21 protein-coding genes and 1 riboswitch are annotated in these 21,387 nt (G+C 73.0%); of the genes, 12 read left to right on the top strand and 9 right to left on the bottom strand.

Going from position 1 to position 21,387, the window contains the following annotated elements:
* Positions 1-61 precede the first annotated feature (61 nt).
* Positions 62-820, top strand: a complete 759-nt coding sequence (locus ACWC91_RS11580; protein WP_374113879.1) for an endonuclease/exonuclease/phosphatase family protein — start codon at positions 62-64, stop codon at positions 818-820.
* A 63-nt stretch (positions 821-883) separates the two neighbouring features.
* Here the strand turns inward: ACWC91_RS11580 and ACWC91_RS11585 are convergent, their stop codons facing one another.
* Both ACWC91_RS11585 and ACWC91_RS11590 read right to left on the bottom strand, forming a co-directional pair.
* Positions 884-1,645: a hypothetical protein gene (locus tag ACWC91_RS11585; protein ID WP_450640093.1), complete on the bottom strand. Its 762-nt coding sequence runs from the start codon at positions 1,643-1,645 to the stop codon at positions 884-886.
* Complete coding sequence (locus tag ACWC91_RS11590) at positions 1,638-2,417, bottom strand: alpha/beta hydrolase (protein WP_225074317.1); 780 nt, start codon at positions 2,415-2,417, stop codon at positions 1,638-1,640. The genes ACWC91_RS11585 and ACWC91_RS11590 overlap by 8 nt, the downstream gene beginning before the upstream one ends.
* A 146-nt stretch (positions 2,418-2,563) precedes the next feature.
* On the opposite strand from ACWC91_RS11590, the gene ACWC91_RS11595 reads away from it, so the two are divergent.
* From ACWC91_RS11595 to ACWC91_RS11610, 4 genes are all read left to right on the top strand, one after another.
* Complete coding sequence (locus tag ACWC91_RS11595; protein WP_225074468.1) at positions 2,564-3,358, top strand: lysophospholipid acyltransferase family protein; 795 nt, start codon at positions 2,564-2,566, stop codon at positions 3,356-3,358.
* Between the two features lie 22 nt (positions 3,359-3,380).
* Positions 3,381-4,670: a MacS family sensor histidine kinase gene (gene macS / locus ACWC91_RS11600; protein WP_450640091.1), complete on the top strand. Its 1,290-nt coding sequence runs from the start codon at positions 3,381-3,383 to the stop codon at positions 4,668-4,670.
* Positions 4,667-5,344, top strand: coding sequence for a response regulator (locus ACWC91_RS11605; RefSeq protein WP_376501890.1), 678 nt, complete (start codon positions 4,667-4,669; stop codon positions 5,342-5,344). Before macS ends, ACWC91_RS11605 begins: the two co-directional genes overlap by 4 nt.
* A 154-nt stretch (positions 5,345-5,498) precedes the next feature.
* Positions 5,499-6,527: a 6-phosphofructokinase gene (locus ACWC91_RS11610; RefSeq protein WP_376501892.1), complete on the top strand. Its 1,029-nt coding sequence runs from the start codon at positions 5,499-5,501 to the stop codon at positions 6,525-6,527.
* A 79-nt stretch (positions 6,528-6,606) separates the two neighbouring features.
* Here ACWC91_RS11610 and ACWC91_RS11615 read toward each other — a convergent pair whose 3' ends face one another.
* Complete coding sequence (locus tag ACWC91_RS11615; RefSeq protein WP_450725883.1) at positions 6,607-8,529, bottom strand: anthranilate synthase family protein; 1,923 nt, start codon at positions 8,527-8,529, stop codon at positions 6,607-6,609.
* Between the two features lie 467 nt (positions 8,530-8,996).
* Between ACWC91_RS11615 and ACWC91_RS11620 the strand changes: the two genes are divergently transcribed.
* The 3 genes from ACWC91_RS11620 (at position 8,997) to ACWC91_RS11630 (ending at position 12,038) form a co-directional block, all read left to right on the top strand.
* A complete protein-coding gene (locus ACWC91_RS11620) occupies positions 8,997-10,163 on the top strand; it encodes a glycoside hydrolase domain-containing protein (protein WP_450643754.1) in 1,167 nt (388 codons plus the stop codon).
* A gap of 96 nt (positions 10,164-10,259) precedes the next feature.
* On the top strand, positions 10,260-11,612 hold the full coding sequence (locus ACWC91_RS11625) for a class II 3-deoxy-7-phosphoheptulonate synthase (protein WP_225074311.1): 1,353 nt from the start codon (positions 10,260-10,262) through the stop codon (positions 11,610-11,612).
* A 165-nt stretch (positions 11,613-11,777) separates the two neighbouring features.
* Positions 11,778-12,038, top strand: coding sequence for a (2Fe-2S)-binding protein (locus tag ACWC91_RS11630; RefSeq protein ID WP_374113877.1), 261 nt, complete (start codon positions 11,778-11,780; stop codon positions 12,036-12,038).
* Between the two features lie 24 nt (positions 12,039-12,062).
* Here ACWC91_RS11630 and bfr read toward each other — a convergent pair whose 3' ends face one another.
* A complete protein-coding gene (bfr, locus tag ACWC91_RS11635; RefSeq protein WP_225074309.1) occupies positions 12,063-12,581 on the bottom strand; it encodes a bacterioferritin in 519 nt (172 codons plus the stop codon).
* Positions 12,582-12,735: 154 nt separating this feature from the next.
* Between bfr and ACWC91_RS11640 the strand changes: the two genes are divergently transcribed.
* Complete coding sequence (locus ACWC91_RS11640; RefSeq protein ID WP_225074308.1) at positions 12,736-13,392, top strand: sulfite oxidase-like oxidoreductase; 657 nt, start codon at positions 12,736-12,738, stop codon at positions 13,390-13,392.
* A 42-nt stretch (positions 13,393-13,434) separates the two neighbouring features.
* On the opposite strand, the gene ACWC91_RS11645 is transcribed toward ACWC91_RS11640, so the two are convergent.
* The 5 genes from ACWC91_RS11645 to thiO all read right to left on the bottom strand — a co-directional run bounded on the left by ACWC91_RS11645 (position 13,435) and on the right by thiO (position 18,596).
* Positions 13,435-14,325 (bottom strand): deoxyribonuclease IV, encoded by an 891-nt coding sequence (locus ACWC91_RS11645; RefSeq protein ID WP_225074307.1) that lies wholly within the window; start codon positions 14,323-14,325, stop codon positions 13,435-13,437.
* Positions 14,326-14,373: 48 nt separating this feature from the next.
* Positions 14,374-16,326 (bottom strand): Stk1 family PASTA domain-containing Ser/Thr kinase, encoded by a 1,953-nt coding sequence (gene pknB / locus ACWC91_RS11650; protein ID WP_225074306.1) that lies wholly within the window; start codon positions 16,324-16,326, stop codon positions 14,374-14,376.
* Positions 16,327-16,434: 108 nt separating this feature from the next.
* Positions 16,435-17,229, bottom strand: coding sequence for a thiazole synthase (locus ACWC91_RS11655; RefSeq protein WP_225074305.1), 795 nt, complete (start codon positions 17,227-17,229; stop codon positions 16,435-16,437).
* A 3-nt stretch (positions 17,230-17,232) separates the two neighbouring features.
* Positions 17,233-17,433 carry a sulfur carrier protein ThiS gene (gene thiS / locus ACWC91_RS11660; RefSeq protein WP_225074304.1) on the bottom strand — a complete coding sequence of 67 codons (201 nt, stop codon included), beginning with the start codon at positions 17,431-17,433 and terminating at the stop codon, positions 17,233-17,235.
* The gene (thiO, locus tag ACWC91_RS11665; RefSeq protein WP_450643753.1) at positions 17,430-18,596 is read right to left on the bottom strand and encodes a glycine oxidase ThiO; all 1,167 of its coding nucleotides are present in this window, start codon (positions 18,594-18,596) and stop codon (positions 17,430-17,432) included. Before thiO ends, thiS begins: the two co-directional genes overlap by 4 nt.
* Positions 18,594-18,705, bottom strand: a riboswitch (TPP riboswitch). It overlaps the preceding gene by 3 nt.
* 213 nt (positions 18,706-18,918) lie before the next feature.
* Between thiO and ACWC91_RS11670 the strand changes: the two genes are divergently transcribed.
* The 3 genes from ACWC91_RS11670 to thiE all read left to right on the top strand — a co-directional run bounded on the left by ACWC91_RS11670 (position 18,919) and on the right by thiE (position 21,387).
* Complete coding sequence (locus tag ACWC91_RS11670; RefSeq protein WP_225074302.1) at positions 18,919-20,148, top strand: NAD(P)/FAD-dependent oxidoreductase; 1,230 nt, start codon at positions 18,919-18,921, stop codon at positions 20,146-20,148.
* Positions 20,149-20,214: 66 nt separating this feature from the next.
* Complete coding sequence (locus ACWC91_RS11675; protein ID WP_225074301.1) at positions 20,215-20,580, top strand: Rv2175c family DNA-binding protein; 366 nt, start codon at positions 20,215-20,217, stop codon at positions 20,578-20,580.
* A gap of 141 nt (positions 20,581-20,721) precedes the next feature.
* Entirely contained in the window at positions 20,722-21,387 is a 666-nt protein-coding gene (gene thiE, locus ACWC91_RS11680; protein ID WP_225074300.1) for a thiamine phosphate synthase, read from the top strand.

The following is a 21,387-nucleotide window of genomic DNA, read 5'->3' on the forward strand; positions in this document are numbered from 1 at the left end:
CCGTCCCCGTCCGGCGGGACCGGTGGGCGTCGCCGTACCCGCTCCGACCCGGCCGCGGCGTATGTTGATCGTCATGCTGCTGCCCAACTCCCGCACGGAGCCCGATGGTTCCGCCGTCATCCGCGTCCTGAGCCACAACATCCGGTCGATGCGGGACGACACCGAGGCGCTGGCCCGGGTGATCCGCGCCTGTGCGCCCGATCTCGTCCTCGTCCAGGAGGCGCCGCGCTTCTTCCGCTGGCGCAAGAAGCTGGCCCGGCTCGCGGCGGCCTGCGACCTGGTGATCCTCACCGGCGGGGCGACGGCCGCGGGCCCGGCGATCCTCTGCTCGCTCCGGGCCGTCGTGGAGCGCACCGAGGACGTACTGCTGCCGCTCACCCCCGGACTGCACCGGCGGGGCCTCGCGACGGCGGTCGTCCGGTTCGGGGGCGCCCGGCTCGGCGTCGTCAGCTGCCACCTCTCGCTCGACGCGGACGAGCGGTACGAGCAGGCCGGTGTGCTCCTGGACCGGCTGGCCGGGATGGGTGTGGAGCACGCGGTGGCGGGCGGCGACCTCAACGAGCGGCCGGACGGGCCGGCGTTCCGGCGGCTGGCCGGCTCGCTCCAGGACGGCTGGGCCACCGCCCCCTGGGGCGCGGAGGACACCTGGACGTCCGCCGATCCGCACCGGCGCATCGACGCGGTCTTCGCCACCCGCGGCGTCGAGGTCCTCGGCTGCGGGGTGCCCCTCGGCCGGTCCGGCGTGACGGAGGCGGACCTGAGGGCGGCCACGGACCACCTGCCGGTGCTGGCCGCCCTCAGGGTCCCGGCGGTTGCCTAGGACCGGGAGCCGGTTCCAGGACCGGGGCCGGTGCGCGGGGCCGACGGCCGGTCGGCCCCGGGCTCAGACCACCGCCCCGCGGCCCGGGTCGTCCTCGTCGTCGTCGCCCGGCTTCATACGCATCACCAGCGTCGCGAAGCCGCCGAGGAAGCCGCCGATGCCGAGTATGGTGAGCCACCACGTCATGTCCCAGCCGAACAGGACGGCCAGCAGGAGCAGGACGGGCCCGCCGATCACCGCGAGCCAGGCGAACTTCGCGGTCGGGTCGGCGGACGGCAGCGGTGGCGGCTCCGGCGGGACGAAATGGCCCTCGTCGCCCTCGCCGAAGTCTTCGTCGGACGGTTCGGCGAGCGAGTAGTCGCGCGGCCCCGCTGCGGGCTTGCCGACACCGGGGGCGAAGGAGACCGAGCTGCCGAGCCGGCCGGACGGGCCCTCCGTGCTCCCCCCGCCCTCGCCGTCCTCGCCGCACTCGTCGTTCGTGCCGCCCTTCGCGTCCTCGGCCCTGCCGTCCTTCCTCTCCTTCCACAGCTTCTCGTCGGGCGTCCCGGGGTCCGGCGGCAGCGCCAGGTCCTCGATCGGCCGGAACGGCCTGGAGCCCGGCGGGTCCGGCGGCTCCGCGCCGTACCCGGCGACGATCGCCGCCCACGCGGCCGCCTCGTCGAAGGCGACGCCTTCCGTCCCGGCGGGCACACCGGGATCGGCGCGCTGCTCGGCCGGACCGACGGGGTCGGCCGGACCGACGGGGCCGGCCGGCGTGACCGGTTCGGCCGGTTCCACCGGCTCGCGGCCGTCGAGGTCCTCGCGGTCGGAGTCGTGCTCAGCCACCTGCGGTCGTCCCTTCCTTGCCGACACTGGGTGCGAGCCGGCCGATGAAGGCGTAGCTCTCATCGAAGATCCGGTCCGCGTCGTGGTCCAACGTCGCGACGTGGTAGCTGTGTTCCAGCAGGACCTCCGTGACGTCCGTGGAGGAGACCCGGCCGAGGATCCGGGCCGAGTCGACCGGTGGCACCACGTGGTCCTGGGGGCTGCGCAGAAGCAGCAGCGGCTGGGTGACCTGCGGCAGCTCGCCGTCGACCATCCGGAAGAAGTTCCTGAGCGAGTGCGCGGCGTGCAGCGGCACCCGGTCGTACCCCAGCTCGGCGGCGCCCTCCAGCGCGATGTCGCTCGCGATGCCCTTCGTGGTCCGTACGACATGGCGGGCCACCGGCAGGGCGTACGCGGACAGTCCGTGCACCTTGTTGGCCGGGTTGACGACCACGACGCCCGCGACCGCGTCCCCGTGCCGGGCGGCCAGCCGCAGCGCCAGCGCGCCGCCCATGGACAGTCCGGCCACGAACACCCGCGCGCAGGACTCGCGCAGGACACGCAGCTCGCGGTCCACCTCCGCGTACCAGTCCGGCCAGCCGGTGAGCTGCATGTCCTCCCAGCGCGTGCCGTGCCCGGGCAGCAGTGGGAGCGAGACGGTCAGACCGCGCTCGGCGAGGTACCGCCCCCAGGGGCGCAGGGACTGGGGGGAACCGGTGAAGCCGTGGCAGAGGAGGACGCCGACCTCCCCGCCCTCGTGGCGGAACGGCTCGGCTCCGGGGAGCACCGGCACGTTGCTCTCCTGTGGTCGTCGATTGCAGGTACTTCACCGTACGCGACCGTACTGACACCGACCAGGGCCGTCGGTCCCACGGGCCGTACCCGGCGGTATCGTCTGATCGACACACACAGGAAGGCACTCGGTTGTTCTACGGCACGATGAAGGTCGCCATCGGGGGGCCGCTGAAGCTCGCCTTCCGGCCCTGGGTGGAAGGCATGGAGAACATCCCGGCCGAGGGCCCCGCCATACTGGCGAGCAATCACCTGTCCTTCTCGGACTCCTTCTTCCTGCCTTCGGTGCTCCACCGCAAGGTCACCTTCATCGCCAAGGCCGAGTACTTCACCACGCCCGGTGTGAAGGGCCGGCTGACGGCCGCGTTCTTCAAGGGCGTGGGCCAGCTCCCCGTGGACCGCTCCGGGTCGCGCGGCGCGGGCGAGGCGGCGGTGAAGAGCGGCATAGAGGTGCTGGAGCGCGGCGAGCTGTTCGGCATCTACCCGGAGGGCACCCGTTCGCCCGACGGCCGCCTCTACCGCGGCAAGCCGGGCGGCCTGGCCCGCGTCGCCCTGGCCACCGGAGCGCCCGTCATCCCGGTCGCCATGATCGACACGGAGAAGATCCAGCCTCCCGGGAAGGTCCTACCCAAGCTGATGCGCCCGGGCATACGCATCGGCAAGCCGCTGGACTTCAGCCGCTACCGGGGCCTCGCGCACGACCGTTTCGTGCTGCGGGCGGTGACGGACGAGGTCATGTACGAGATCATGAACCTTTCTGGCCAGGAGTACGTCGACATCTACGCGACCGCGGCCAAGCGGCAGATCGCGGAGGCGGCCAAGGCCGGGAAGGAAGCGGGGAAGGCGGCCGGAAAGGCGGCCGACGAGGCCCGGAAGGCGGCGAAGGCGTCGCCCGGGCCGGCCGGGACGGAAGAGGCCGAGAAGGAGAAGCAGGCGGAGTAGGGCGAACCGCCAAGGGGGGGACATGCCGAAGCGGCAACGCGTGATGAGGATGTCGGTCGAGCAGCCGCTGTGGCGCGCGCTCGCCGGATACCGGGTGCTGACCATGCTCTACGCGGTCGGCCTGTTCACCACCGGCTACGGCCGGTTCCCGCGCCCCTGGGTCGCCATCGCCTACTACTGCGTGCTGTCCGTGTGGACCCTGGCCACGCTGCCCAAGGTCGCGAACGCCGTGAGCTGCACCAAGCGCTTCCTGGCCGCCGACCTCGCCCTGGCGCTGACCGGCATCCTCCTCACCCCCGTCGCCGACACCCAGGCGCGGATCGCGGACGGCGGCCCGACCCTGCCGTCGATCTGGACCGCCGGCTCCGTCCTCGCCTTCGCCGTCAAGGGCGGCTGGCGCTGGGCCGCCGTCGCCTCCACCGCGGTCGCCCTCGCCAACCTGGTCGAGCGCGGCTCCCCGGCCCGCGACACCGTGCACAACGTGATCCTGGTCTGGGTCGCCTCCATCGCCATCGGCTACGTCGTCGAGGTCGCCCGCGCCTCCGAGCGCACCCTCGCCCGCGCCCTGGAGATCGAGGCGGCCACCCGTGAGCGGGAGCGCCTGGCCCGGGACATCCACGACGGCGTGCTCCAGGTGCTGGCCATGGTGCAGCGGCGCGGCGCGGTCATCGGGGGCGAGGCCGCCGAACTGGGCCGGCTGGCGGGCGAGCAGGAGGTGGCGCTGCGCACCCTGGTCTCCGGCGCGCTGGTCCCGCTCCCCGGGGCGTCGAGGAACATGCCCGGAGATACGGCCGGGGGCGCGGTCGTCCGGACCGGCGACGAGGACACCGACGACGACGCCGACGGGCCCGTGGATCTGCGCGCGCTGCTCGCCCCGTACGCCGGCGCCCGGATCAGCCTCGCCGAACCGGGCGCCCCGGTGCTGCTGCGGCCCGCCGCCGCCCACGAGGTGGCCGCCGCCGTCGGGGCCGCCCTGGACAACGTCCGCCGGCACGCGGGCGAGGACGCGCGGGCCTGGATCCTGGTCGAGGACGAGCCGGAGTCGGTGATCGTGACCGTGCGGGACGACGGTCCCGGCATCCCCGAGGGGCGGCTCGCCCAGGCCGAGGGCGAGGGCCGGCTCGGTGTGGCCCTGTCGATCCGGGGCCGGCTGCGCGACATCGGCGGCACCGCCGAGCTGATCTCGGTGCCCGGCCAGGGCACGGAGGTCGAACTGAACGTGCCCAAGAACACGAACACCACGAACGACAGCGAGAACACGAAGAGCGCGAAGGGCGCGCCGTGGACACGGGGGAAGGCGGAGAGCCGATGAGCGCGGAGCAGGGCCCGATCAGGGTGATGGTGGTCGACGACCACCCGATGTGGCGCGACGCCGTGGCCCGCGACCTGGCCGAGTCCGGCTTCGAGGTGGTAGCCACCGCGGGCGACGGCGAGCAGGCGGTGCGCCGCGCCCGGGCAGCCGCGCCCGACGTGCTCGTGCTCGACCTGAACCTGCCCGCGAAGGCCGGGGTCCAGGTCTGCAAGGAACTCGTCGGCGCCAACCCGGCGTTGCGCGTGCTGGTGCTGTCCGCGAGCGGTGAGCACGCCGATGTGCTGGAGGCCGTGAAGTCGGGCGCGACGGGCTACCTGCTGAAGTCGGCCTCGACCGGGGAACTGCTGGACGCGGTGCGCCGCACGGCCGTGGGCGACCCGGTGTTCACACCCGGGCTCGCGGGCCTGGTGCTCGGCGAGTACCGGCGGCTGGCCGCCGAGCCCGCGCCCGCCGCGGACGCCGGCGAGCCGAAGGCGCCCCGGCTCACCGACCGCGAGACCGAGGTGCTGCGCCTGGTCGCCAAGGGGTTGAGCTACAAGCAGATCGCCGAGCGCCTGGTGATCTCCCACCGCACGGTCCAGAACCACGTTCAGAACACCCTGGGCAAGCTCCAGTTGCACAACCGGGTGGAGCTGGTGCGGTACGCCATCGAGCGCGGGCTCGACGGCGAGTAAAGCCGCGTACGCGCGGCAACCACCCTTTCGAGTGGATTCGCCTTGATCAACTACCCGACAATTCAGTGGAATTGACCCTCCGCCCCATGCCGAAGTGACGTGCGTCACCATTAGCGTGACCTTCACCAGGCAACCGCGGCGAAGGGACTTTTCCATGCGGGTCGGAGTACTGACCGGAGGCGGCGACTGCCCCGGGCTCAACGCCGTCATCCGGGGCATCGTCCGCAAGGGCGTGCAGGAGTACGGCTATGACTTCGTCGGCTTCCGGGACGGCTGGCGGGGTCCACTCGAGAACGACGCCATCCGTCTCGACATCCCCGCGGTGCGCGGCATCCTGCCCCGCGGCGGCACGATCCTCGGCTCCTCGCGGACCAACCCCCTCAAGCAGGAGGGCGGCATCCGGCGGATCAAGGAAAATCTCGCCAAGCAGGAGGTCGAGGCGCTCGTCGCGATCGGCGGCGAGGACACCCTCGGCGTGGCCGCGCGGCTGAGCGACGAGTACGGCGTGCCCTGCGTGGGCGTGCCCAAGACCATCGACAACGACCTGTCGGCCACCGACTACACCTTCGGCTTCGACACCGCGGTCGGCATCGCCACCGAGGCGATCGACCGGCTGCACACCACCGCCGAGTCCCATATGCGGGTCCTGGTCTGCGAGGTGATGGGCCGTCACGCCGGCTGGATCGCCCTGCACTCCGGCCTCGCCGGCGGCGCGAACGTCATCCTCATCCCCGAGCAGCGTTTCGACGTCGACCAGGTGTGCGCCTGGATCACCTCCCGCTTCAAGGCGTCGTACGCCCCGATCGTCGTCGTCGCCGAGGGCGCCATGCCCAAGGACGGCGACATGGTCCTGAAGGACGCCTCGCTCGACTCCTTCGGGCACGTGCGGCTGTCCGGGGTCGGCGAGTGGCTGGCCAAGGAGATCGAGGCACGTACCGGCAAGGAGGCCCGGACCACCGTCCTCGGGCACATCCAGCGCGGCGGCACGCCCAGCGCCTTCGACCGCTGGCTGGCCACCCGGTTCGGGCTGCACGCCATCGACTGCGTGCGCGACGGCGACTTCGGCAAGATGGTCGCCCTGCGCGGCACCGACATCGTCCGCGTCCCGATCGCGGAGGCCACCGTCAAGCTGAAGACGGTCGACCCGAAGCTGTACGAGGAGGTCGGGGTCTTCTTCGGCTGACCCGCCACCGGCCTCCCGCGGACCGCGCCGAGGGCTCCGTCGACCTGACCGGCGGCGCCCTCGGCGCGCTCGTACCCGGTTACCGGACGGGCCGCGGCTCGGAGTGCGTGCCGGCGCCGCGCAACTGCTCGGCCAGCAGCGCGCGGACGATCGCCTGGCCGTTCAGCGTCAGCACGGACTCGGGGTGGAACTGCACCGACGCGAACCGCGCGGAGCGCAACGCGTGCACCTCACCGGACGCGCTCCGGCTGACCTCGATCCCGTGCGCGGACAGCTCGGCGTGCGTCTCGTCGTCGCAGCGCGCCACGTAGCTGTTGTAGAAGCCCACGGTCTCGGTCCGGCCGAACAGGTCGATCCCGGTCTGGGCGCCCTGGTGGGGCACCTCCTTGCGGACGATGTCCAGGCCGAGTTCGGCCGCGATCAGCTCGTGTCCGAGGCAGACCCCGAGAACGCCGTGCCGGTGCCCGGTGAGCACCTCCGCGGTCAGCGCGCGCAGCAGCCGCATCTTCGGGTCGTCCGGATCGCACGGGTCGCCGGGACCCGGGCCGAGGACGACCGGCCCCTGGTGCGCGAGCACGGCCGCGCGCAGTCCGGGCTCGTCGTAGCGGCGCACGGTGACGGTCAGCCCCGACGACCGCAGCACGTGCGCGAGCATCGCGGTGAAGGTGTCCTCGCCGTCCACGACCAGGGTGTGCCCGGTGACTCCCGGCACGCTTCCCCCGGCCTCCGACTGCGCCCGTGCGGCGGCGCCCCCGTTCTGCATCCGCAGCCAGAACGGCGCGAGCATTGCGCGCCGCCCGTCCAGTGCCGCCCGCACCCGGGGGTCGTCGGCGAGCCGGGGCCGCGACCGCTCAGCGCGCGGCCGTACGGGCCGTACGCCCAGCGCCGCCAGCACGCCCGCCGCCTTCGCGTGCGTCTCGGCGACCTCGCCCGCCGGGTCCGAGCCGCGGACGAGGGTGGCGCCGACCGGTACGCGCAGCCGGCCGCCGGCGTCGATGTCGGCGGTGCGGATGAGGATGGGGGAGTCCAGGGTCTGGGCGCCGCCGGAGTCGCGGCCGAGGAGGGCGAGGGCGCCGGCGTAGTAGCCGCGCCCGCCGGTCTCGTGGCGTTCGATGACCCGGCACGCGTTCTGCACCGGCGACCCGGTGACGGTCGCGGCGAACATGGTCTCCCTGAGCACCTCGCGCACGTCCAGGGAGGACCGGCCGCGCAGCTCGTACTCGGTGTGCGCGAGGTGCGCCATCTCCTTCAGACGCGGTCCGACGACCACCCCGCCCATGTCGCCGACGGTGCACATCATCTTGAGCTCCTCGTCGACGACCATCGACAGCTCCTCGATCTCCTTGCCGTCGGCGAGGAAACCCAGCAGGTGCTCGGGCGTCGGCCCCTCGGCCGGGTAGCGGTACGTCCCGCTGATCGGGTTCATCACGACCGTCCCGCCGGACATGCGCACGTGCACCTCGGGGCTGGCGCCGACCAGCGTCCGGTCCCCGGTGTGCACGACGAACGTCCAGTACGCCCCCCGCTCGCCCTCCAGCAGCCGCCGGAACAGCGCCAGCGCGTCGGCCCGCCCGAAGCCCGGGACCTCCCCCTCGTACGTCCTTCGGATCACGAAGTTCGCGCCCTCGCCCGCGCCGATCTCCTCGCGCAGCACCCGCCCGACGATCTCCGCGTACTCCTCGTCGCCGACGTCGAAGCCGCCGCCCTCGACGCGCACCTGGTGCGCGGGCAGCTGCGCCAGGGCCTCGGTGAGCGGGACCGTGCCCGTCTCCTCGGGCGTCAGCACCAGCAGCGGGGTCCCGTCGTCGCGGACGTCGAAGCCGCGCTCGCGGATCTGCCGGAACGGTACGAGCGCCAGGCCCTCGTCGGGCAGGTCGGCCAGGCGGTCGCGGGCGGTCACCGGGCCGAGCAGCACCTCGACCAGGTCCTGGTCGTGCCCCGGGGTACGGCGGCGCAGCAGGGCGAACGGGCGGGGGTCGTGCAGCAGCCGTGCCAGGTCCATGGGTTCCTCTTCCGTCGATGCCGGTCGATGCCGGTCGGTGCCGGTCGGTGCCGGTCGGTGCCGGTTGATATCGGTCGATGTCGGTGAGGAACGGCCAAGGCGCCGGAAACGCCGAAGGCCGCCCCTCGGGCGGCCTTCGCGAAGTGTGGGATACGCGCAGTCAGCGGGCCGCCGGAGGAGCGGTCCACCACCAGTTCTGGTTCTGGGTCGAGTGCGCGAACATGCCCGGCACCCTACCGCATCGGTCCGCCGCACGGCCCCGTCCGGCTCTCGGCGGCCGTGTCGCCCGTACGCAGCACAGGCCGGTTTCCGGCGGCCGCGCGGGGTGGAAAGAGGGTCCGCGTCGACCGTGTGCCGCTCGGGCCCCGGCGTTCGCCGCGCGCTCGTGCCCGACCCAGGAGTACGCCATTCCCGCACCACGATCGCCCCACCCGGCACGGCCCCTCCGTACGAGGCGTGCGCTGAGCGTGCTGAGCGCCTGCGCGGTGCTCGCCGCCGCCGCGCCGGCCGCCGCCCGGCCGGCGGCCGACGACGCCACGAAGACCGTCAGCTACCGCGGTCACACGTTCACCGTCCCGGCCGGCTGGCCCGTCGTCGACCTCGACCAGGAGCCGACCGCCTGCGTCCGCTTCGACCGGCACGCCGTCTACCTCGGCACCCCCGGCGAGCAGCAGGACTGCCCGGCCCGTGCCGTCGGGCGCACCGAGGTCCTCTGGGTGCAGCCCGCGGTGGCGACGAAGGCCTCGGTGACCGAGGACCGCACGTCCCGCGTCTACCGGGCGACCGCCACCAACGAGGGAATCTTCGTCACGGCCCCGTACGGCGAGGACCGCGCGGAGATCCAGCGGGTGCTGCGCAGCGCCGGACTGCCCGTCGCCACCGCACGCGCCGGGGAGCCCGCCCGGGCACCGGCCGCGGGCGCCGTGCCCGCCGACGCGACCGCGTACCAGGGCAGGGGCTTCGACACCTGCACCGCCCCGAGCCAGACGGCCATGAACGCCTGGAGGACCCGCTCGCCGTACGGGGCCGTCGGCGTCTACATCGGCGGGGTCAACCGCGCCTGCGCCCAGGCCAGGCTGACCTCCGAGTGGGTGCGCACGCAGTACGCGAACGGGTGGCGCTTCTTCCCGCTCTACGTCGGCCCGCAGCCCTCCTCCGGCGCGGGCAGCTGCCAGAACTCCTGCGCGTCGATCACCGATCCGGTGCCGCAGGGAAAGGCGGCCGCGGAGGACGCGGCCGCCCAGGCGGTGGCGCTCGGCTTCGCCAAGGGGGCGGTGCTCTACAACGACCTGGAGCAGTACGCGACGGGCGGCACCCTCACCAGGCGCGTACTCGGCTATCTGGAGGCCTGGACCGAGCGGCTGCACGAGCTGGGCTACCGGTCCGGCGCGTACGGCAGCGTGTCGTCCCTGGTCGCCGACCTGGTCGGCAACGCCGGGAAGGTCACCATGCCCGACGTGATCCACTTCGCGCACTGGAACGACGAGAACACCACTCTCCACACCGCCATCCCGGCCCACCTGTGGGCCGGTCACCAGCGCATCCACCAGTACGCGGGCAACAGGACCGAGACGTACGGCGCAGTGACCATCAACATCGACCGGGACCAGCTGGACGTCGGCACCGGCGACTGAGCGGCGCCGGGCGGGACGTCCCGCGACCGGGCGCCGTCCGTCTCATTGGATGAACGGAGGAAGGGACCCGCCGGTCGACCCCGTAATCTTGGTGGGGTGACCGTGAACGCTAAGACCAGCGCGAGCGCTGGCAACACCTGGCGAGACCTGCCCGCGGCGCAGCAGCCCGAGTACCCCGACACCGAGGCTCTGCGCGCAGTGATCGCGGACCTCGAGTCGTATCCGCCGCTCGTCTTCGCGGGCGAGTGCGACCAGCTGCGCGCCCGGATGGCGGCCGTCGCCAAGGGAGAGGCGTTCCTCCTCCAGGGCGGCGACTGCGCCGAGGCGTTCGACGCGGTGTCCGCCGACCACATCCGCAACAAGCTCAAGACCCTGCTCCAGATGGGCGCCGTGCTGACGTACGCCGCCTCGGTGCCGGTGGTCAAGGTCGGCCGGATCGCCGGCCAGTACTCCAAGCCGCGGTCCAAGCCGACCGAGACCCGCGACGGCGTGACCCTGCCGACCTACCGCGGCGACTCCGTCAACGGCTTCGACTTCACCGAGGCCGCCCGAGTCCCGGACCCCGAGCGGCTGAAGCGGATGTACCACGCGTCCGCCTCCACGCTGAACCTGGTGCGCGCCTTCACCACCGGCGGCTACGCCGACCTGCGCCAGGTGCACGCCTGGAACCAGGACTTCGTGAAGTCCTCCCCGTCCGGCCAGCGCTACGAGCAGCTCGCGCGTGAGATCGACAACGCGCTGAACTTCATGCGGGCCTGCGGCACGGACCCGGAGGAGTTCAAGACCGTCGAGTTCTTCTCCTCGCACGAGGCGCTGCTGCTCGACTACGAGTCGGCGCTGACCCGCGTCGACTCGCGCACCGGTCACCTGTACGACGTCTCCGGGCACATGGTGTGGATCGGCGAGCGCACCCGGCAGCTGGACCACGCGCACATCGAGTTCGCCTCGCGCATCCGCAACCCGATCGGCGTCAAGCTGGGCCCGACGACCACGCCCGAGGAGGCGCTGCGGTACATCGACCGCCTCGACCCCGAGCGGGAGCCGGGCCGGCTGACGTTCATCGTCCGCATGGGCGCCGACAAGATCCGCGACCGGCTCCCCGAGCTGGTGGAGAAGGTCACGGCCTCGGGCGCGGTGGTGGCCTGGGTGACCGACCCGATGCACGGCAACACCTTCGAGGCGGCCTCCGGTCACAAGACCCGCCGCTTCGACGACGTGCTCGACGAGGTCAAGGGCTTCTTCGAGGTGCACAAGGGGCTCGGCACGCACCCCGGCGGCATCCATGTGGAGCTGACCGGCGACGACGTCACCGAGTGCGTCGGCGGCGGCGACGAGATCTTCGTCGACGATCTGCACCAGCGCTACGAGACGGCCTGCGACCCGCGTCTGAACCGCAGCCAGTCCCTGGACCTGGCGTTCCTGGTCGCGGAGATGTACCGGGACCAGTGAGGCGCGCGCCCCTCGCGGGAGCGTGAACGTGAAGTGGGGCGCGGATCACATGGGATCCGCGCCCCATCCCCTTTTCGGGCATTCGTGCGGTGAGTAAGGTTAGGTTTGCCTCACCGAGAAGTCGGGACGGCACCATGGAACCGATCCCGGCGGGAGGTGAACCGCGTGTACGTGTGCAGTTGCTTCGGTGTCACCGAGCAGCAGGTCAAGCAGCACGCGGACAACGGCGCCTGTACGCCCCGCAAGATCGCCTCCGCCTGCAAGGCGGGCACGGACTGCGGCGGGTGCGTACGCCGCATCCAGGCGCTGCTCGGCCGCGGCACCTGCCCGCGGCGCGAGCTGATCGACCAGGGCGGCCCGGCGCTCGCGCCGCTCACGGGCGGGGCTTCCGGCGCGCGCCCGAAGGAGCTGGGCGACGCCGCCTAGGCGTGAAGGCCGCCGCCGGCCGCCTCAGTGGCTGGAGAAGCCGTGCGTTCCGGGGCCCGACGGGTCCGGCTGGCTCTGCTCGACCACGGTCGAGAGGTAGAGCGCCTCACCCAGCTTGTCGACCAGCTCCAGCTGGGTGTCCAGGTAGTCGATGTGGTGCTCCTCGTCGGCGAGGATCGCCTCGAAGATGTTCGCCGACGTGATGTCGTCCTTGTCGCGCATCAGCTCCACGCCCCGGCGCAGCCGGTCGATGGCCTCGACCTCGATCTGCCGGTCGGCCCGGAACATCTCGGCCACCGTCTGCCCGACCTGGACGTGGAAGAGGCGCTGATAGTTCGGCAGGCCGTCCAGCAGCAGGATCCGGTCGGTCAGGAGTTCCGCGTGCCGCATCTCGTCGAACGACTCGTCGCGGGTGTACTTGGCGAGCTTCGTCCAGCCCTTGTGGTCCTGGATCTTGGAGTGCAGGAAGTACTGGTTGATCGCGGTGAGCTCGGCGGTCAGCTGCTCGTTGAGCAGTTCGATCACCTCTGGGTCGCCTTGCATGGCGGCGGGGCTCCTTCCGGACGTCTCTGGGCCGATCCCGCGCATGATTGCACCGGCGCACACGGCCGTCCAGTAAGTGCATGCTTACTGCGAGTTGCCCGAATCGCCCCCCGGTTGGTCATGTGCACCCTCTCCGGTCTGTCAGGATGGAGTCATGGGTCAGCCGGTGGAACGCGCGTCAGGGGACGCGTCTGGAGCAGTGCCGACGGGGGCGGCGCAGCCGGAACTTCCGCCGGGACAGCGGCTCCAGCGCGGCTGGCCGGTCACGCACTACGGGCCGGTGCCCAAGTTCCGGCCCGAGCGCTGGGACTTCCGGGTCTTCGGCGCCACCGCCGACGGCGAGAAGCACTGCTGGACCCACGAGGAGTTCACGGCCCTGCCGTACACCACCGTGGTGGCCGACCTGCACTGCGTCACGAAGTACAGCATGGTCGGCGCCGAGTGGGGCGGCATCCCCGCGCGCACCGTCCTGGACATCGCCCCGCCCGCGGCGAACGTCACCCATGTGATGGTGTGGGCGGAGTACGGGTTCAGCTCCAACCTGCGCCTGTCCGACTTCACCTCGGAGCGCACCCTCTTCGCCACCCACAAGGACGGCGAACTGCTCACCGCCGAGCACGGCTTCCCGCTCCGCCTGATCGTCCCCCACCTGTACGCCTGGAAGGGCCCCAAGTGGGTCCGCGGCGTGGAGTACATGACCGCCGACCGCCGCGGCTTCTGGGAGGAGCGCGGCTACCACAACCTCGGCGACCCCTGGAAGGAACAGCGCTACTCCTACCAGGAGGAACCGGGAGACGGGCCGGAACTCTGACGCGCGACCCGGCGGCCGTCCCGGTGCCTGATCACACCTCCGTCACCCGTCCCTGAGCCGCTTCAGGCGCTCCACGTCCGCCGTGTGCCCCTCCTTGCCGCCGGGGGTCTCGATGATCAGCGGGACGCCCTCGGTGGCGGGGTGGGTCATCAGGGCGCGGAAGGGGTCCTCGCCGATGTGGCCGGCGCCGATGTTCTCGTGCCGGTCCTTGTGCGCGCCGGCCACGTCCTTGGAGTCGTTGGCGTGGATCAGCCGCAGCCGGCCCTCGCCGACCGTCTCCACCAGCAGGTCCAGCGTCCGGTGCATGCCGTCGGGGCCGGTCAGGTCGTGCCCGGCCGCGAAGATGTGGCAGGTGTCCAGGCACACGCCCAGCCTCGGGTGGGCGTCCAGTGCCTCGAAGTACGGCCCGAAGTCCCAGGTGCGCGAGCACAGCGAGGCACCCTGGCCGGCGGTGGACTCCAGGAGCAGATACGGGTCGTCGTCGTGGGTCAGTTCGTCGAGCACCGGCAGCATGTGCTCCCGTACCTGCTTCAGCGCGACGGACCGGTCCCGGCCGCCGGTCGCGCTCCCGGTGTGCACGACGACGCCCAGCGCGCCGATCTCCCGGCCGCGCCGCAGCGAGTGCCGCAGCGACTCCACCGACCGCTCCACGGTCGCCTCGGTGTGCGAGCCGAAGTTGATCAGGTACGGGGCGTGGACGTACGCCGGAACCGACTGCTCCGCGCAGGCCGCGCGGAACTGCTCGTCCTGCCGCGGGTTGCCCGCGGGCGTGGCCCAGCCGCGCGGATTGGCGACGAAGACCTGCACGGACTCGGCCCCGAGGTCACGGGCGTAGGACAGGCCCACGGAGTGCAGCCCGCCGGCGACGGGCACATGGCCGCCGATCGGGTTGCGGGAGGGGCCGGGGAGGGGGCGGGGCCGCTGACTGCTCACCCGTTCAGGGTGTCACGTGCCCGGCGGCCGGTGGCCGCCGGGCGGCCGTCACCGGATGGTGATCGTTATCGTCGAGCCCTTCGGCGCCCGGTCTCCGCCCTTCACCGACTGCTTCTTGACGGTGTCACCGAACAGCCCGAGCAGCCCGCGGTCCTCCTGCACCTGGAAGCCGGCCTTCTGGAGGGTGTTCTTCGCGTCGCCGACGCTGTTGCCGGTCACGTCCGGCACCTCGACCATCTCGGGACCCTTGGACAACGTCAGCGTGACCGTGTCGCCCTGGGCGGCCTGGCTGTCGCCCTCCGGGCTCTGCCGGGCGACCCGGCCCTTGTCGTAATCGGAGTTGACCTGCTCCGAGGAGATCCGCACCTTCAGACCGGCGTCCTGAAGCTGGGACCGCGCCTCGTCCAGGTCGTCTCCGGTGACGTCCGGCACGTCCACCGCGCGGCCGTTGCTGACGGTGAGCGCGATCGCCGAGCCGGCCCGCCGCTCGGTGCCCGCCTCGGGGTCCGTGCCGATCACGGCGTCGCGGGGGACGTCGTCGCTGAACTCCCGGCTCACCATGCCCGGCTCCAGGCCCTCCTTCTTCAGCAGGGTCCGGGCCTCGCCCAGCCGGTGGCCCTTCAGGTCGGGCACCCGAACGGTCTCGGGCCCGTCGGAGACCGTGAGCGTCACCGAGTCGTGGCTGCGGATCCGCGTGCCCGCCTGCGGGTCGGTGCTGATGACCGTGCCGCGCCCGACCGTGTCGCTGTAGGCGTGCTCGACCCGGTCGACGCCGAGACCGGCCTCCTTGAGCCGCTCCCTGGCCTGCGCCTCGGTCTTCGCCAGCAGCGGCGGGACCTTCGTGAACTGGCCGGAGTTGATGTACCACACGCCCCCGCCGGCCCCGAGGACCAGCAGGACGGCGACGACCACCGTGAGCAGTGTGCGCCGGGGCCGCCCGGGACGCGCCGCGCCGGCCGGCGACTGCGGGGGCGGGGGAGCCTGAAGACGGCTGGTGCGGTTGAGGGCGGCCTCGGACCGCGCGCCGTCCCCACCGGTCCCGGCGTCCCCGCCGCGGATCCGCGTCGTCAGCGCGCGCGGGATGACGCTCGTACGGTCCTCCGCGTTGTCGTGCTCCGCGGTGAGGGCCCGCGGCGGCAGTGCGTCCAGCTGGTCCTGGCCGAGCGCGGACCGCGCCTCGCGGACCCGCGCGAGCAGCGCGACCGCGTCGTGCGGCCGGATGTCCGGGGTGCGCGCGGTGGCCTCCGCGACCAGTTCGTCCAGCTCGAGGGCGAGTCCGGGCACGGCGGCCGACGGGGCCGGCACGTCCTCGTGGAGGTGCTGGTACAGCACCTGGGCGGGGGACTCCCCCTGGTGGGGCTTGCCGCCGGTCAGCATCTCGTACAGCACGACCCCGCACGCGTACACGTCGACCCGGGGATCGGCGGTGCCGCGCTCGATCTGCTCCGGCGCCAGGTAGGAGACGGTGCCGAGGACGGCACCGGTGGTGTTCGTCACCGTGTCCACGGAGCGGACCAACCCGAAGTCGGCGACCTTGACCCGGCCGTCGTCCCCTATCAGGACGTTCTCCGGCTTCATGTCGCGGTGCACGAACCCGGCCCGGTGCGCGGCCCCCAGCGCGGCGAGCACCGGCTCCAGGATGTCCAGCGCCGCGCGCGGCTGGAGCGCCCCGCGCTCGCGCAGCACGTCGCGCAGGGTGCAGCCGGCCACGTACTCCATGGCGAGGTACACGTACGACCCGTCCGTGCCCTGGTCGAAGACCTGCACGACGTTCGGGTGGGCCAGCCGTGCGACCGACTTGGCCTCCCGGATGAACCGCTCCACGAACGAGCCGTCGGCCGCGAGCGCGGGGTGCATCACCTTGAGCGCGAGGACCCGGTCCAGGCGGGTGTCCAGGGCCCGGTAGACCGTGGCCATCCCGCCGACGGCGATCCGCGCGTCGACGCGATAACGGCCGTCGAGCACCTGCCCGACGAGAGGGTCCTGAAGGGTCGTATCCACGCAGGCGAGTCTACGAGCCGCCACGGACACACACCGATCGCGGACGCTGTCGCGGCGGGACTGCAGCCGACCTGTGACGCGGCCCACGCACCGGTGGGAGGCGGCGGCCTAGAAGGCCGGCCGCTCAGGGTCCAGTCTGGCCAGGCCCTCCGCCGGGGACGACGCCTGAGCGAAGTGCCGCTTGGGGATCCGCCCGGCCAGCCGGGCCAGCCGCCCCGCCTCCACGGCGTACCGCATCGCCGCGGCCATCAGCACCGGCTCCTGCGCCCGAGTCACCGCCGAGGCGAGCATCACCCCGGCACACCCCAGCTCCATGGCCAGCGCCACGTCCGAGGCCGTACCGGCCCCGGCGTCCAGGATCACCGGCACGCGCGCGTGCTCCACGATCAGCTGGAAGTTGTGCGGGTTGCGGATGCCGAGCCCGGATCCGATGGGCGAGCCCAGGGGCATGATCGCGGCGCAGCCCACGTCCTCCAGCTTCCGCGCCAGCACCGGATCGTCGTTCGTGTACGGCAGCACCGTGAACCCGTCGTCGACCAGCGTCTCCGCCGCGTCCAGCAGCTCGATCGGGTCCGGCAGCAGCGTGCGCTCGTCGGCGACGACCTCCAGCTTGACGAGGTCCGTGCCCAGCGCCTCCCGGGCCAGCCGGGCGGTGAGCACCGCCTCACCCGCGGTGAAGCAGCCCGCGGTGTTGGGCAGCACCCGGATCCCGAGCGACTCCAGCACCGACAGCACGGAGCCGTGCACCGAGGGGTCCACCCGCCGCATGGCGACCGTGGTCAGCTCTGTGCCGGAGGCCGTGAGCGCCCGCTCCAGCACCTCCAGGCTGGGCGCGCCGCCGGTGCCCATGATCAGCCGGGAGGTGAAGGACGTGCCACCGAGGACGAAGGGGTCGTCGGCCATGGCTCAGCCCCCCTGGACGGCGGTCAGCACTTCGACGCGGTCGCCCTCGGCCAGGGCCGTGGACGACCACCGCGCGCGCGGGACGACGGTCTCGTTGAGGGCGGCGGCCACCCCGGAGGGCGCCGCGCTCAGGGTCCGCACGACGGTGTCGAGGGACGTGCCGGGCGTGACCCGGCGGGGCTCGCCGTTGACGGAGATGTTCATACGGGCTGCTCCGTGAGTGTCCTGGCGTGAAAACGCCCGGGGGAGAAGGGACGGACCTCGTCCGGCAGCTCGCCGGTGGTCAGGACGTGTGCCATGGCGTCACCGGTGACCGGCGTGAGCAGCACGCCGTTGCGGTAGTGCCCGGTGGCCAGCAGCAGGCCGTCCAGGCCGGTCGGGCCGAGCAGCGGCGCGTTGTCGGGGGTGCCGGGCCGGAGTCCCGCCCGGGTCTCCGTGAGCGGCAGCTCGGTGATCCCGGGCACCAGCTCGTGCGCGTCGCGCAGCAGCTCGTACACGCCGCCCGCCGTCACCGTCGTGTCCCAGCCCAGCTCCTCGCTCGTGGCCCCGACGACCAGCTCGCCGCTGAGCCGCGGCACCAGGTAGACCTGGCTGCCGCGCACCACCGCGCGCACGGTACGGCTCAGGAACGGCGCGTACCGCTTCGGCACCGTCAGCCGCAGCACCTGCCCCTTCACCGGCCGCACCGGGGGCAGGACGTCGTCCGGGACGCCCCCGAGCCGTCCGCTGTGGCTGCCCGCCGCGAGCACCACCCGGTCCGCGGCATGCGCGGTGCCGTCGCGCAGCACGCAGCCCGTGGCGCGGTCGCGGGTGACGGTGAGCCGCTCGGCCCAGCCGCGGTGGAAGACCACCCCCGCCCGCTCGCAGGCCGCGACCAGGGCGCCGGCGAGCCGCCGCGGGTCGATCTGGTGGTCGCCGTCCACCCGCAGCCCGCCGCGCACGCCCGGCGCGAGCATCGGCTCGAGCCGGCGGCACTCCCGCCCGGACAGCCACTCGGAGTCCAGGCCCGAACGGCGCTGGAGGTCGTGCAGTTCCCGCAGGTGGGCGCGGTCGTCGGCGTCCAGCGCGACGGCGAGGGTGCCGCAGCGGCGGTAGCCGAGGTCGTGGCCGGTCAGCCCGGTCAGCTCGGCCACGAAGTCCGGGTAGCGGCGGGCGGAGGCCAGGTTGAGTCCGAGCAGGGTCTGCTCGCCGTGGTGCAGTTCGGTGACGGCGGCCAGCATCCCGGCGGCCACCTGTGCGGCCCCGCCGCCCGGCTCGGGGTCCACCACGGCCGTGGTGAACCCGCGCTGCGCCGAGCGCCAGGCCGTCACCAGCCCGATGATCCCGCCCCCCACGACGAGGACGTCTGACGTACGTGGCAACGACATGGGCGTCCAGCCCCTCCCTTCGCCGGCATGACCCGGATCAGGTTCGTACGGTCGGAGGCCGCCAGCCTCCCTCTCAGCCCGGTGCGTCCGGGCTCCCGCGAGTGCTTGTACGGTGGCCACCCTAGCCCGCGGAGCGTCGCCCCGGTAAGGGAGCCTTCCGTCCGGGCCGACGCCGGGTACGCCGGGTACGCGGACGGGACGTCGTACGAGGCCATCCGCCGGGTATCAGGGGAGATGAACGGCTCGGCTTCCGGTACGGCCGGCCCAAGCGGGACGGAACCACCCCTGACTGACGGCCTGTCAGGTGACTTATGGTGATCAGGTGAGCGACCAGACGCAGGAACAGGGCACATCAGGGCCGCGGCGCGTGGTCGTCGCGGGCGCGGGCATGGCCGGCGTGCAGACCGCGGTCGCCCTGCGCGAGCAGGGCTTCACCGGCACCGTGACACTGATCGGCGCCGAACCCCACCAGCCCTACGACCGGCCGCCGCTGTCCAAGGCCGTCCTGCTGGGCAAGGCCGAGGGTTCCGCCTTCGACATCGACTTCGAGGCGCTCGGCCTCGAACTGCGGCTCGGCTGCGAGGCGCTGGCCGTGCGGCCCGACGCGCATGTGCTGGAGACCTCGGCGGGTCCGGTGCCGTACGACGTCCTCGTCCTGGCCACCGGTGCCGAACCGATCCGGCTGCCCGGCGCGGAGGGCGTTCCCGGGGTCCACCTGCTGCGCACCCTGGACGACGCCGAACGGCTGCGGCCGGTGCTCACCGAGCAGCACGACATCGTGGTCGTCGGCGCGGGCTGGATCGGCGCCGAGTTCGCCACCGCCGCGCGCGAGGCGGGGTGCGCCGTGACCGTCGTGGAGGCCGCGGACCGGCCGCTCGCGGGGGCGCTGCCCGCGGAGGTGGCCGAGCCGATGACCGCCTGGTACGCCGACAGCGGCGCCGAACTGCGCACCCACGCGCGCGTGGAGCGCGTCGAACCCGGCGTGGTGGTGCTCGACGACGGGGCGCGGCTGTCCGCGGGCGCCGTCGTGGTCGGCATCGGCGCGCGCCCCGCCACCGGCTGGCTGGCCGGCTCCGGCATCGAGCTGGGCCGGCACGGGGACGTGCTGGCCGACGACCACCTGCGCACGTCCGTGCCGGACGTGTACGCGGTCGGCGACTGCGCCTCCTTCCCCTCGGGCAGGTACGGCGAGCGCCTGCTGATCCACCACTGGGACAACGCGCTCCAGGGCCCGCGCACGGTCGCGGCCGACATCGTCGGCCTCACCCCCGTGGTCTACGACCCGGTCCCGTACTTCTGGTCCGAGCAGTTCGGGCGCTTCGTGCAGTACGCCGGCCACCACACGTCGGCCGACACCGTCGTCTGGCGCGGCGATCGCACCGGACCGGCGTGGACGGTCTGCTGGCTCCGTGAGGGCCGGCTCGTCGCTCTGCTGGCCGTCGGCCGACCGCGGGATCTGGCGCAGGGGCGGCGCCTGATCGAGTCCGGCACGCCCGTGGATCCGCGGCTGCTGGCGGACCCGGCGAAGCCCCTGAAGGCGGCGACGGCGTGAGGCACGCGGCCCCGAGTGGACGGGCCTGGCTTCCGAGTGTCAGTGGCAGATGGCAGGCTTGTTTCCGTGACCGAGATTGACACGAAGATCGACGCTCTCGTCCCTGCCTGGCTCACCCTTCCCGACATCGCCGAACAGTTCGGCGTCGAGGTGACACGTGTGCGGCAGCTGGTCAAGGAGGGCCAGCTCATCGCCGTACGCCGGGGTGAGAACCGCGCGCTGCACGTCCCCGCCGCCTTCATCGACGGCGACAAGGTCGTCAAGGGCCTGTCCGGCACCCTGACGCTCCTGAGGGACGACGGCTTCACGGTCGAAGAGATGATCGAATGGCTGTTCACCCCCGACCCGACCCTGCCGGGCACCCCCGCCCAGGCCCTGAGTGAGAACCGCGGCACAGAGGTGAAGCGCCGCGCCCAGGCCCTCGCCGTCTGACCCGGCCACCCGCCTGCGCACCGAGGCCCCGGCCCCCCGCCGGGGCCTCGGTGTCCTCGTCGGCCCGGCGGGCGCGGCGGGTAGGGTCCGTTCGAGTGATCGGACGAACCACCCAACCGACGAGCCGGGGGGAACCCGCGTATGCCTGAGACCGCTGCCGTAGCCGACGCCCGTGAGCGGCTCGGTGACGCGCGCCTGTATCTGTGCACGGACGCCCGGAGGCGGCAGGGGGACCTGGCCGAGTTCCTGGACGCGGTGCTGGCGGCGGGCGTCGACGTCGTGCAGTTGCGGGACAAGGGCATGGAGGCCGGGGAGGAGCTGGACCGGCTGGAGGTGTTCGCCGACGCCTGCGCCCGGCACGGGAAACTGCTCGCGGTCAACGACCGCGCGGACGTCGCCCACGCGGCCCGTGCCGATGTGCTGCACCTGGGACAGGGGGACCTTCCCGTGCCCGCCGCCCGCGCGATCCTCGGCGACGGCGTCCTGATCGGCCGGTCCACGCACGCCGAGGACGAGGCCGCCGCCGCGGCCGTGCAGGACGGCGTGGACTACTTCTGCACCGGACCCTGCTGGCCCACGCCCACCAAGCCCGGCCGCCCCGCCCCCGGCCTCGACCTGGTCCGGTACACGGCCTCGCTCGGCACCGGCCGGCCCTGGTTCGCCATCGGCGGCATCGACCTCGGCAATCTGGACCAGGTCCTGGAGGCCGGCGCCCGCCGCGTCGTCGTGGTCCGGGCGATCACCGAGGCCGACGACCCCGGAGCGGCGGCGGCCGAGTTCGCCGCGCGGCTGCGGCAGGCGGGGTAG

It is taken from the genome of Streptomyces sp. NPDC001204, from assembly GCF_053598035.1.